Annotated in this window: 12 protein-coding genes; 5 read left to right on the top strand and 7 right to left on the bottom strand. The window is 49.2% G+C overall.

All coding sequences use genetic code 11. The features are described 5' to 3' along the window. Nucleotides 1–15: 15 nt before the first annotated feature. From DW091_RS11305 to dnaX, 6 genes are all read right to left on the bottom strand, one after another. A complete protein-coding gene (locus DW091_RS11305) occupies nt 16–501 on the bottom strand; it encodes a YtxH domain-containing protein (RefSeq protein WP_058695736.1) in 486 nt (161 codons plus the stop codon). Nucleotides 502–615: 114 nt separating this feature from the next. After that, complete coding sequence (locus tag DW091_RS11300; RefSeq protein ID WP_058695737.1) at nt 616–882, bottom strand: HPr family phosphocarrier protein; 267 nt, start codon at nt 880–882, stop codon at nt 616–618. Nucleotides 883–901: 19 nt separating this feature from the next. Further along, nucleotides 902–2,635, bottom strand: coding sequence for a phosphoenolpyruvate--protein phosphotransferase (gene ptsP / locus DW091_RS11295; RefSeq protein WP_118518181.1), 1,734 nt, complete (start codon nt 2,633–2,635; stop codon nt 902–904). Nucleotides 2,636–2,666: 31 nt separating this feature from the next. After that, a complete protein-coding gene (gene recR, locus DW091_RS11290) occupies nt 2,667–3,266 on the bottom strand; it encodes a recombination mediator RecR (protein WP_058695739.1) in 600 nt (199 codons plus the stop codon). 28 nt (nt 3,267–3,294) lie between these two features. Continuing rightward, complete coding sequence (locus tag DW091_RS11285; protein ID WP_038352225.1) at nt 3,295–3,645, bottom strand: YbaB/EbfC family nucleoid-associated protein; 351 nt, start codon at nt 3,643–3,645, stop codon at nt 3,295–3,297. A gap of 126 nt (nt 3,646–3,771) precedes the next feature. Then, nucleotides 3,772–5,469 carry a DNA polymerase III subunit gamma/tau gene (gene dnaX, locus DW091_RS11280; protein WP_118518180.1) on the bottom strand — a complete coding sequence of 566 codons (1,698 nt, stop codon included), beginning with the start codon at nt 5,467–5,469 and terminating at the stop codon, nt 3,772–3,774. 155 nt (nt 5,470–5,624) lie between these two features. Between dnaX and DW091_RS11275 the strand changes: the two genes are divergently transcribed. The 3 genes from DW091_RS11275 (at nt 5,625) to DW091_RS11265 (ending at nt 9,397) form a co-directional block, all read left to right on the top strand. Next, nucleotides 5,625–6,521 (top strand): DMT family transporter, encoded by an 897-nt coding sequence (locus DW091_RS11275; protein WP_187368466.1) that lies wholly within the window; start codon nt 5,625–5,627, stop codon nt 6,519–6,521. 360 nt (nt 6,522–6,881) lie between these two features. Then, nucleotides 6,882–8,555 carry a 2-oxoacid:acceptor oxidoreductase subunit alpha gene (locus DW091_RS11270; RefSeq protein ID WP_074617989.1) on the top strand — a complete coding sequence of 558 codons (1,674 nt, stop codon included), beginning with the start codon at nt 6,882–6,884 and terminating at the stop codon, nt 8,553–8,555. Then, entirely contained in the window at nt 8,552–9,397 is an 846-nt protein-coding gene (locus DW091_RS11265) for a 2-oxoacid:ferredoxin oxidoreductase subunit beta (RefSeq protein WP_118518178.1), read from the top strand. Before DW091_RS11270 ends, DW091_RS11265 begins: the two co-directional genes overlap by 4 nt. 49 nt (nt 9,398–9,446) lie before the next feature. Here DW091_RS11265 and DW091_RS11260 read toward each other — a convergent pair whose 3' ends face one another. Then, nucleotides 9,447–9,944 (bottom strand): helix-turn-helix domain-containing protein, encoded by a 498-nt coding sequence (locus tag DW091_RS11260; protein WP_158577875.1) that lies wholly within the window; start codon nt 9,942–9,944, stop codon nt 9,447–9,449. A gap of 205 nt (nt 9,945–10,149) precedes the next feature. Between DW091_RS11260 and dcuC the strand changes: the two genes are divergently transcribed. Continuing rightward, nucleotides 10,150–11,523: a C4-dicarboxylate transporter DcuC gene (dcuC, locus tag DW091_RS11255; RefSeq protein WP_074617987.1), complete on the top strand. Its 1,374-nt coding sequence runs from the start codon at nt 10,150–10,152 to the stop codon at nt 11,521–11,523. A gap of 119 nt (nt 11,524–11,642) precedes the next feature. Next, entirely contained in the window at nt 11,643–12,809 is a 1,167-nt protein-coding gene (locus DW091_RS11250) for a uroporphyrinogen decarboxylase family protein (protein ID WP_118518261.1), read from the top strand. The last annotated feature ends 8 nt before the right edge of the window (nt 12,810–12,817 follow it).

The following is a 12,817-nucleotide window of genomic DNA, read 5'->3' as shown; positions in this document are numbered from 1 at the left end:
TAACGGATACCAGTCCTAGTTCTTTACAACGTCTTTGGCGGCGTTTTTAACACTGTCGATGGTGTCAGAAGCCTTGTCAGCCGCGTCGGCCGCTACGTCCTTAGCGTCGTCCGCTGCATCCTTGGCGGCATCGACGGTGTCTTTGGCCGCGTCGGCAACGGCTTCGCCGTCTTCCTTCTGAAGGGCTTCCAGTTCTTCGTTTAATTCTTCGATGTCCTGGTTCACTTCATCCTGGATTTCCTGAATTTTATTTTCAATCTGGTTTTTGTATTGGTTTACCTTATCGGTTACAGAATCGGTCATGTCCTGCAGCTGTTCCTTGAGATTTTCACCGTATTCCACAGCCTGATCATACGCGTCACCGAAAGTGTCCTGCGCGCCGTCTTTAATCTTACGGCGTGTTTCTTCGCCGGAGCTTGGGGCAAGCAGAATCCCTAAAGCACCACCAATGATTGTTCCAACGAACAATCCGCCTACAAAATAACCTTTGTTACAACTCATATTCTTTGTCCTCCTGGTTTTAAATCGTTTTTGATAGTAATATAATAATACCCCAAAAAGCTTAAATTGAACAGCCCTTTGAGGTATTATTGAAAATTTCTTTACTTTTTTTAGTTACTTTTCACCAAAATTACTTTGCACCAGCGCAACCAGCGCGTCCAGAGCTTCCTGTTCGTCCTCGCCGTCGGCTTCGATGGTGACCGTGGTCCCCTGTGCGATGCCGCCGGACATAATCCCCATAATGCTCTTGGCATTTAAGCGCGCATCGCCCTTGACCACTTCAATTTTTGATCTGTACTTTCCAGCGGTCTGTACAAACATGGATGCCGGTCTTGCATGCAGGCCAGTGGCGTTGGTAATGGTTACGACCTTATTGACCATTTTTAAATTCACCACCTTACTAAATGATTTTAATGCCTAATTCTGCGATCTTTGCCTGAACCATTTCTTTGACTTCTTCGCCAGTTTCCAGGTTCAGGGCTTTTTCTGCAATGGCCTTTGCGTCTTCATAGCTGACACTGCGGATAATCTTTTTAACCTGCGGAATGGAGGAAGCGCTCATGGAGAACTCGTCCATTCCCAGTCCCAGAAGGATCAGGGTTGCCATCGGGTCGCCGGCCATTTCGCCGCACATACCAGTAAACAGGCCTTCACGCGCATGGGAAGCGTCGATTACTGTCTTGACCAGACGCAGAATCGCCGGATGCAGCGGATTGTACAGGTAAGAAACCTCCTGGTTCATGCGGTCTACCGCCAGGGTATACTGGCAAAGGTCATTGGTACCGATGCTGAAGAAATCCACTTCCTTTGCAATAATGTCGGAGGTCACTGCAGCCGATGGGATTTCGATCATCACACCCACACGGATATTTTTGTCATAGGCCTGTCCCTTTTCGTCCAGCTCTTTCATACATTCCGCCAGAATTCCCTTAGCCTGACGCACTTCCGATACGCCGGAGATCATCGGGAACATGATCAACGCATTCCCGAATGCAGAGGCTCTCAGGATCGCTCTCAGCTGCGTCTTAAACATGTCCACTTCGCGGAAGCACAGACGGATGGCGCGGAAGCCCAAAAACGGATTCATTTCTTCTTCCAGAGGCAGGTACGGCAGCTTCTTGTCGCCGCCGATATCCAGTGTACGGATGATGACCGGGTCGCCGTTAAAGGATTCGATCACAGCCTTGTAAGCCTCGTACTGTTTTTCTTCATCCGGCATGGTGTCGCTGTTCATGTATAAGAACTCGGTACGGTACAGGCCAACACCGCGGCCGCCGTTTTTGTGCACGCCGTCGGTATCGTTCGGAGAGCCGATATTGCCGACCAGCTCTACCTTGTGTCCGTCGGTGGTGACAGCTTCCAGCTCCCTGAGCTCTGCCAGCTCCCTGATGTACGCCTGGTAGTCTTCCTGCTGTTTTTTATAAGCGGCCAGCTCGTCATCGGTCGGGTTGATCACAGCCTGTCCCTTTAAGCCGTCAACCACAACCATGTCGCCGTTTTTAACTGCGGCGGTAATATCGCCAAGGCCCAGAACAGCCGGAATTTCCAGGCTTCTCGCCATGATGGCCGTGTGGGAGGTACGGCTGCCGATATTGGTGGCAAAGCCCTTGACCCGCGCCTTATCCATCTGAGCGGTATCGGAGGGGGCCAGGTCGTCGGCTACGATAATGGTGTCTTCATCCAGACAGGAGATATCCACATTTTCAACCCCCATGACATTGTTAAGCACGCGGGTTCCCACATCACGGATATCCGCGGCGCGGGCGCTGAAATAAGGATCGTCCATCATGTCAAACATTTCAAAAAAGCGGTCGGTAACGGTTTTAACCGCAAACTCAGCATTGACGCCATTTGTGTTGATCTCAGCTGTGATGCTGTCCACAAATTCAGGGTCATCCAGAACCATGGCGTGGGCTTCAAAGATTTCTGCTTCTTCCTCGCCCAGGTCCCGGGCCGCTTTTTCTTTAATCTTTAAAATCTGCTCCTTACTTTTTTCAAGGGCAGCCTGAAGGCGGGCAACCTCGGCCGCTGGATCGTCAACCTTTTTCTCGGTGACTTCCACTTCAACCTTGTCATATACAAATGCCTTTGCAATGGCAATACCAGGGGACGCAATAATTCCTTCTTTTAACATGAAAATATCCTCCACTTTCTATAAAGATTCTCTAAATCGTATTTCTACCTTCAAATGCTTTTATCAGTGTGATTTCGTCAATATATTCCACATCGGCGCCGATGGGAATGCCCTTGGCCAGGCGGGTAACCTTAACGCCCAGAGGACTGATGAGGTTGCCCAGATACATGGCTGTCGCCTCGCCCTCAGGGGTGGGGTTTGTGGCCATGATGACTTCCTCAATATCATTTTCGCCAATGCGCAGAAGCAGCTCCTTTGCCTTGATGTCCTGTGGCCCAATGCCCTCAAGGGGCGAAATAACGCCGTGCAGCACATGGTAAAGGCCGTTGTACTCTCTGGTCTTTTCAATGGCGAAAATATCCTTTGTGCTCTGCACCACGCAGATCACCTTGCGGTTCCGGCTGGGGTCTGCGCACACGTCGCAGCGGTCACCGTCGGTGATGCTGAAGCACTCCGGACACAGCTTGATTTTATCTTTTACGTTTAACAAGGCGTTTGACAGACCTTCAATCTCTTCTGCCGGAGCATCGATCAGATGAAAGGCCAGCCTTTGAGCGGTTTTTTCTCCAATACCCGGAAGCTTTCCAAGCTCAGTAACTAATCTCTCAATGGCCTTTGGATAAAAACCCATAGTTCACCTCATATTCTGCTGCTTAAGCTTAAAACAACCCTGGAATGCCGCCGGTAAGTTTGCCCATCTGGCTTTCGGTCATCTCTTCTACCTTTGACAGCGCTTCGTTGCAGGCTGCCATGATCAGGTCTTCCAGCATTTCAACATCGTCTTCATCTATAACATCAGGATCTATTTTTACAGATGTAATCATCTTCTTTCCTGAGACAGTCACTTTAACCGCGCCGCCGCCAGCGGTGGCTTCCACTTCTTTCTCCTCCAGCTCTGCCTGGGCTTTTAACATTTCGTCCTGCATTTTCTGGATTTGTTTCATCATATTATTCTTGTTTCCCGGCATGCCTCCTGGCATTCCCCCGGGCATTCTTCTACCACGACCCATTTTTACCTCCTAAAAATTTTTATCGTTTTAGACCAAAATATTATATCATTAAATTTTAATATTTCCATATAAATTTTTACATTTAATAAAAGCAGAAAGATATTTTACATAATTTCTGAATCGCGCCTATCCTTTTACCTCCACGACCTCCACACGGTCGTCGTTGATGATGGTTTTTGTCTTTTCAAGGATCGACATTTCATCATAGTTTTTCTCCACAAGCTCAAGATCCAGCACGTACTGGTCTCCTCCCAGCTCGCACAGGGTTTTCTTCACAAACTCAAACATGGCCGGCAGCTTTAGCATGCCCATTGCCGCCTGGCCTTCCTTGTCCGCTGTAAACCGGAGCGCCAGCTTTTTGTCCCCTTTGTGGGCCAGCTTGCAGCTCATCAGCGGCCTGACCAGCATTTGCTTCTGCTTCTGACAGCTCCGTACCAGTCCTGTGTACAGGTTATCGGTGTTGACGCCCCCCTCAGCGGCTCCCACCTCAGCCGGAGGCGCCGGTGCTGCCGCCATGTCCGCAGCTGAGCCTGACGGCGCCGCCGGCACCTGCGCGGCGGAGGCATCTGCCGGTTTCCGGGCCGCTGCCTGTATTTCCTGCGCACGGTTTTTCACCGCGTTATCCGGACGTTTTGGCGCTGCCTGCGCCTGTCTGGCCGGCATTCCCTGGCCCGCTGGCCGCCCGGCCGGTCTTTCCGGCTGCTCCTGCACCACTGTTTTGACCAGGCTGTCCGGGTCGCAGAGCTTCAGAAGCGCCATCTCCACAATGACAGCGGCCAGCCCGCTGTAGCGCAGCTTGTTCTTTTCTTCAATCAGGAAATCAATCATGCTGTAAAAGCGCGCATCGGGCACATCCTGCCCCATGGCCGCCAGAGACTGGCAGGCGCTCTCGGTAACGCCCAGTATTTCCTGGCTGGCAGCGCCGGTGGTTTTAACGATGAGTACCTTGCGCAGATAGTCGATCAGCTGTCCAAACACCAGCCCACTGTCGCGCCCGGCGTCGCGCATCGCCTTAAATTTCAGCAGCACGCCGCCCTTGTCGCCGGCCAGCATCGCCTGCACCAGCCCGGCGATCTGATCTTCATCCACCATGCCCATAAAGGCCAGCACATCCTCATAGGTGATGGTTTTATCCGCCTCACGAATATCAATGACCTGGTCCAGCAGGCTCAGCGCGTCGCGCATGGAGCTGTCCCCCCGGTAGGCGATAAAATCAATGGCCTCCCGGTCCATGGACACGCCGATATCCTCCAGAATGTGCGCAATCTGCCCGGCGATCAGCTCCTTTGAAATCGGCTTGATGTCAAAGCGCTGGCACCTGGACAAAATCGTCATCGGGAGCTTTCCCGGCTCCGTGGTGGCCAAAATAAAGACAATGTGCTCCGGCGGCTCCTCAAGGGTTTTTAACAGCGCGTTAAAGGCTTCCTTTGTGAGCATGTGCACTTCATCGATGATGTATACCTTATACTTACCCATTGTGGGTGGATATTTCACTTTTTCACGAATTTCCCGTATTTCATCAACCCCGCGGTTGGACGCACCGTCAATTTCGATAATGTCCATTACGCCCGGTTTCTCAATATTCAGGCAGGTGTCGCAGGCATTGCAGGGATTGCCGTCCTCGTTGTGCTCACAGTTGATGGCCCGGGCAAATATCTTGGCGATGGATGTCTTACCCGTTCCCCGGATTCCAGAGAACAAATAGGCATGCCCCACACGGCCCGATAATATTTGATTTTTTAAAATGCGCGTAACGTATTCCTGTCCCACAACACTGTCGAAATCCTGCGGGCGGTACCGTCTGTATAACGCTAAATATGCCATGGTCTTCTCCTCTGTTTTTTCTTAACCTTATTATAATATAACGCGTGTTTTTTGTATAGGCCCTCCCTTTACTTGTCCGAAATTATCATGTATAATATTAAAGATTATCTGTATAAATATACGCGAAGGGAAATGCTATGGAACACTCAAAAAAAATGAAACTTCTGGCAAAATGCGCACTGTTCGGTGCTGCCATCATCTGGGGGAGCTCCTTCTTTGTGGTTAAAAATACTGTGGATATTTTTACACCTCACATGCTGCTGGGCTTCCGGTTTACCATCGGCTGTATTCTGCTGGCGGTTATTTTCCGCAAAAAGCTTAAGCTTCTGGACAAAGGCTATTTTATAAGCGGCGCGGTGATCGGCTTCTGCCTCTTTGCCGCCTACAGCCTCCAGACCATCGGTATCACCGATACCAGTCCGGGGAAAAACGCCTTTTTAACCGCTATTTACTGTATTATCGTGCCCTTTTTATTCTGGGCGGTGGATAAATCCAAGCCGGATATTTACAACTACCTGGCCGCTGTCATCTGCATTGTGGGCATTGGCCTGGTCTCACTGACCGAAGGCTTTACCATTGGCTTTGGCGACGCCTTTACCCTGCTGGGCGGGTTGTGCTTTGCGGCGCATATGGTGGCTGTCGCCAAGCTGGGCCGTAACCGTGACCCCATCCTCATCACCATTCTTCAGTTTGGCTACGCGGCCATCTTTGCCTGGATCGTTGGCTTTACCACCGAATCGCTGCCTGCGGTATGGACCCTTGACAGCGTCCTTGGTCTGCTGTTTTTGGCTGTCTTTGCCACCGCTGTGGCGCTGCTGCTCCAGAACGTCGGGCAGAAATACACCCACCCCTCTGCCGCGGCCATTATTCTGAGCCTGGAATCCGTTTTCGGCGTCCTGTTCTCCGTCATCTTTTACGGCGAAGCCCTGACACCCAAGCTGATCATTGGCTTTGTCCTGATTTTCATTGCCATCATTGTCTCAGAAACCAAGCTCTCCTTCCTGCGCAAAAAGGCGCCTGAGGAGGAGATCACCGAAAAAGCCTGTGATTAATACTCAACAGGTTTTTCAGACTGTAGATAAACTTTAATATCAAGAGACAAAGCGTTAAAAAGCAAGCTTTTAATGGAAAATGCAGAATGGAGAATGGAGAATTACAGGAGCAAAATGCTGACGCATTTTGATTTGACATGGCCAAAGGCCGCCATCTGAATCGCTTGAGCCCCCGGTGAAAGCGCACCGGCATTTTCCATTCTCAATTCTCCATTTGTATTGCTTCAGACTTTTACTTTTCAGCTCATGAACGACTTTGTCGACAATCTGAAAGCCTGCGATTAATTTTGCAGGCTTTTTCTTTTCTCTTTTTTGGGTATAAGTATCGTATTCTATGAGTATCCAGAAAGGAAAATTTTCATGTATAATTTATTGGTTGGCGGCGCAGCCGGTGACGGCATTGACACCATGGTGGCTGTGCTCGAAAAAGTTCTGAAAAAGTCCGGCTATTTCGTCTTTTCGGCCCGTGATTTCATGTCCCGTATAAGAGGCGGCCACAATTTCACTCTGGTCCGCTTCGGCCCAGAGCCCATCACCTCACATTCCCTTAAAGTAAATGGCATTATTGCCATGGATGAAGAGACCATCCGCAGACACCAGGACGAGCTGGCAGACGGCGGTTTTATTCTCTGTGATATCGGCCTGAAAACCGATCATCCCCACGCATTAAAAATTGATATGCGCAAAAAATCCGGCGAGCTGGGCAATCCAAAGGTTGCCGGCGTTATCGCCATGGGCGCAGTGCTCAAGCTTTTTGGCGAAACGCTGGAATCCGCAGAGGCCGTACTCGCGGCCTCCATCAAGCCCGCTTTTCTGGAAATGAACCGACAGGGGCTCCTGTTCGGCTACGACAGTATGGAAGCGCGCTACCAGCACCTTCCCTCAAGCTACAGCGATTACCTGCTGCTAAGCGGCAATGACGCCATCTCACTGGGCGCTCTGGCCGCAGGCCTCCGGTTCTATTCGGCTTATCCCATGTCTCCCTCTACTTCCATTCTTAACTATCTCGCCGACACCAGTCCGACCACCGGCGTGGTGGTGGAACAGGCAGAGGATGAGATCGCAGCTGTAAACATGGCCATCGGCGCTTCTTATGCCGGCGCGCGCGCCATGACTGCCTCCGTAGGCGGCGGCTTCGCGCTAATGACCGAAGCGGTCGGCTTCTGCGGCATTGCCGAAATCCCGCTGGTCATCGGCGATATTCAGCGTCCCGGCCCCGCCACAGGGCTGCCAACCCGCACTGAGCAGGCCGACCTGCGCTTCGCCATTGCCGCCGGCGCCGGTGATTTTCCGCATATGGTTATCGCCGTCAAAAACCAGGAGGACGCCTTTTACCAGACCGTACGTGCTTTTAACCTGGCCGAAAAATACCAGATGCCTGTGATTTTGTTGAGCGACCAGTACCTGGCCGATGCTACAGCCACCATCCTCCCCTTTGATATAAACACACTGGAGATAGAGCCTGCAGGCTCTCCCCTGACTGGCGCACCCGAGGATTACCGCCGCTACCAGATCACCGAAAGCGGTATCTCGCCGCGGCTTATCCCCGGCAAAACAAAGGCCATTGTCACCACCGACAGTGACGAGCATGATGAAATGGGCTACATCACCGAATCCGCCGAAATGCGCGACGCCATGGTGGAAAAACGTGCCCGTAAAATGGCCGCCCTGCGCTATGAGCTTAAAGAGCCTGATTTTCTGGGCGATAAGGAGTTTAAGACCCTGCTCATCGGTTTTGGCTCCATGTGGGGGCCGCTAAAGGAAGCCGTAGAAATCCTCAATGTCAAGAGCCCCGGCAGCTATGGCGCCTTGGTTTTCGGCGATGTTTTCCCGCTGCCGCTTCAGGTGCTGCGCGGCTTTGCAAAGCAGGCAGAAACAATCATCAACGTGGAACAGAACGCCACTGGCCAGTTGGCTGCCCTTCTCCGTGAAAAGGCTCTTCTGCGCTGTGACGCTTCTGTATTAAAATACGACGGACGCCAGCTCTCCGGCGAGGAGATTGCCGACGCTGTCATGAAGGGAGAAAACAAATGAGTACCTATATCAAGCACGAAACCGCCTGGTGCCCCGGCTGCGGCAACTTTATGATTCTTGACACCTTAAAAAACGTCCTGGAAGACCTGGAGCTGCCCAATGACCAGGTGCTTCTGGCCGCCGGCATCGGACAGGCCGCCAAGACGCCACAGTACCTGAACGCCAATGCCTTCTGCGGGCTGCACGGCCGCTCCCTCCCCGCAGCGCAGGCGGCAAAAATGGCCAATGACGATCTGACCATCATCATCGACACTGGCGACGGCGACTCCTACGGCGAGGGCGGCAACCACTTTCTCCACGCTGTCCGCCGCAATGTGGATATCACCCACTTTGTCCATGATAACCGCATCTACGGTCTGACCAAGGGGCAGATTTCCCCCACCACAGACGCCTGTACCGAGCACAGTGTCAACAAAGTATGCAACCTGAACACTCCTTTTAATCCGCTGGCCATTGCCTTGACCGCGGGCGCAACCTTTGTGGCACGCAGCTTCAGCGGCAATAAAGAGCATCTGGCCGAAATGATGAAGCGTGCCATCCGTCACAAGGGCTACGCACTTTTGGATATTCTCCAGCCCTGCGTCAGCTTCAATAAGGTCAATACCTTTAAATACTATAAAGAGCATGTGGATATTCTGGACGTAAGCCACCCCACAGACGACCGCATGGCGGCCCTGGAGCTGGCAATGCGCCAAAGCGACCGGATTCCCATCGGTGTTTTCTATGAAAATAACCGCCCCACCTTTGCCGAAACCCATCCTGTACTGTCCACCGGCCCCGTGCTGGCAGACAGAGAGACAAATTTAGAAGGTATCACCGCGCTGATGAACGCGTTTGTGTGATCATAAAACCCCCGGGACGTAACGAAAAGCGACGTCCCGGGGGTTTTTATCACAGGTCTTTTGTCTCAGCTGCCTCCAGTAATTCCTGAAGCTCTTTTTTCTCATAAGTAATATACCACATTGCCAGCCTGAGAATAATCCTGTAAAGCTCAATCGCCTTTGCTGTGATCGAATACTCCACTCTGGGCGGCACTTCGGCATAGATTGTCTTGGTGAGCAACCCTGCCTGAACCATCTCTTTTAAAGATGATGAAAGCATATTATCCGTAATTCCGTCGGCCTCCAGTGATTTTTTCAACTCGGAGTAACGCATGCGGCGACGTATAAAAATACGGCGGAGAATGGTATATTTCCATTTACCGCTGATCAACGCCATGGCTTTTTCAGCCGAAGCGTAGCCCACTGGAAAATCCGGAATCGTACTAAAAACCGATAAAAATGTTTCGTCATCCTCAGTATCAATCAAGCGCTGGCAATTCGCCATAAAGCCGTTTCGCTCTGTTAGTTTTTCATTAATCTTTTCAATTTCTAAAACTTTTTCACTCATTTTCATTCCGCCTTTTCTGCTTACAATAAAGAGTATATCCGATTTTCTCCCCTTTAGCAAATGCTTTGAATCAATGCTCCTATTTTTCTTAGTCTATTTGTTTTTTTCTATTTACTCATAAAAAACTGCATGATTGACGCACCCTTTACATCATGTTAAATTAGAAATAGATCAGCGCTGAAATAATTTCTTAACGAGGAAAACAATGATCGGCTTTATTCAAGTATTACTCACTTTTGTGGCAATTGGCCTGCTGATTTTTATGATTATGAAAAAGGCTTATGCGCCCATGAGCTTACTGGCTCTCGGGTTTATCATTCTTTTTTTCTGGTCACTGCTCACAGGTCAAAGCATTATGGGGGAGGAATCTGTCGGTAACTGGTTTTTAGATATCTTCGAATTCATGAAATCATATTTCTGCTCTCAGTATATCGGCTTAGGTATGATATTACTGCCTTTAATGGGCTTTACAAGATATATGAACCATATCCATGCAACCGAAATGCTCACCAGCCTCTGCTCCAAGCCTCTTCAAAAAATCAAAAATCCTTATGTTATTGTGGGCTGCACTGTTATTTTAGGCGCATTATTGGAAATTGCAATCCCATCTCACACAGGGTTAAGTGTTTTACTGATTATTACCCTGTTCCCGGTCCTCCGCTCCTGCGGTATCAGTAAACTTACCGCAGCGGCGGCGATTTTACTTGGCGGGGCCATGGACCTTGGTCCTGCCGCTCCCATGCCGATTTACGGTTTATCCGAAATCCATTCAGGCATGACGGCTGCCGAATATTTTATTCGCATTCAAATACCTGTTTCAACCCTTCCAATACTCTTATCCGCTGTACTGTGTGCTGTTGTCAACTGGAAATGGGATCAAAAAGCAGGCTATCTGGCCGAGCGGCAGGAAACGGCTGAAATTCCTTCCAGCGAGATTGGCGTTCCCAGGTTTTACGCACTCTTTCCGCTGATTCCGCTTGTCTTTATCATCATTTTTAGCAAACTGGTTGTTTCATCCATTGTGATCTCTGTCTGTGCTGCTGTGTTTATCTCTCTATTCATCTGCACTACCATCGAAATAATCCGGTCACACAGCGTCATTCACTCCATGGATGCAACAAAAACTTTTTTTGAAGGCATGGGGGACGGCTACACTGTAACGATTGTATTGATAGCGGCAGCTTCTGTCTTTGCCGGCGCGCTGCAAAAAATCGGCGGTTTAACCGTATTGGCAGAGCTGATCTCAAAAACACCCCTAAACGGAATGGTTGTCTTTGCCATCATCGGCCTGCTGGGTATGTTTATCATTATCTTTACCGGCTCACCCAACGCTGGCATGGCACCCTTTACCGATTCCATTTTAAATCTGATTAATACTTATCATATTATGCCGGAAATTGCCCTGCTGCCCATACAGCTTTCCATGGGCTATGGCCGGGTGCTCTCACCAATCGGGTCAGCCGTTTTAACCGTAGCAAGCATGGTGGATGTAGATATTATCGCGCTGGTTAAAAGAAATATCATCCCAGTCGGAGGCGCTTATCTTTTAAATATCATCATCGCAGCAATCCTGCAATAATTTTAAAACGGATCAACGAACTAAAAAATATGAAAAATAAATATTTTTCCTAAAAAGTATTGATTTTTTTAGGAAATCAATGTATAATTCAAATAAAATATAAAATGAAGGTGGAAAACATGGATCAAAAAAAAGCTTTAGACGAACGAATCAAACTATTTGACGATGCTGTCCGGATGGAAAGAAAACCCAAAAGAGTACCTTTTGTAACGAATGACGCTTTTTGGCGGTATTATGATCTGGGATACACACTAAGCGATGCGCTCTTAGATCAGCAAAAGATTGAAAACGCTAATATTGATTTTCAAAAACGCTATCAATTTGATGCAATGCTCGATATCGGAGATCGAAATCCCCTTATTATGACTCGCAGTCTGGGAAATTTTGAGTACCAGATCAACGATGGAAACAACACCTTAATGCTGGAGGAACAGAATCACTTTCATGAAGACGATTATGACCCTTTTATAGAGAATCCTCTCAAGACACTGTGGGAAAACATTATCCCAAGAAAGTACACCTATTTTAAAAGTGAAATGCCGCTTCAGACAATCCAAAACACACTTGGCGAGTTCCTTGCTTATGATCAGGCAATGCAGAAAACAAATAAACGGCTGGCCGAGGAATGCGGCGTTCCTCCACTTTTCGACCCGGTCAACGGTGCCCGCATCTACCCTGCTTTCGAGTCACTGTACAACTTCTTAAGGGGCATGAAAGGTTTATCCCGCGACCTCAGAAAAATACCTGAAAAAGTATTGGCCTTCAATGAGGTTTATCACAATACCTTTGTTAAGGGTCTTGTCGACGGTATCAAGCATACCGACTCTCCATCAAGTGCCTTTACCGTATTTACGATCATGCTAAGCGAAAATATGATCAACCCTAAACAATTCGAAAAATTCTTTTGGCCGCAATTTAAAGAGCTGGCCGATAAGGTTGTCGAAACTGATGGCACAATGTTCATTTTAAGCGAAGGCTCCTTTAAGCATGTTTCAGAATACTTGCAGGAACTTCCGAAAGGGCATTTTTGCTTCTATGTAGAAATGGATGATATTTTTGAGACGCGCAAACGGCTGCCTGATTTATGCCTGTGGGGCGGATTACCTGTCTCACTGATTTCCAGAGGTACAAAGCAGGAATGTATTGATTACGCCAAACGAGTCATTGATGAAGTGGGCCGGGACGGCGGCTTAATCCTCTGCACCGATAAGTTCACGTCACATCCGAGCGACTGTAACCGGGAAAATCTACTGGCTGTCAGCGAATTTATTCATAATTATCAATAAGGAGAATT

It is taken from the genome of Eubacterium sp. AM05-23, assembly GCF_003477535.1.
GTDB lineage: Bacteria > Bacillota > Clostridia > Eubacteriales > Eubacteriaceae > Eubacterium > Eubacterium maltosivorans.
The sequence above is the reverse complement of the archived record's forward strand: the minus strand, read 5'-3'. Positions and strand labels throughout refer to the sequence as shown.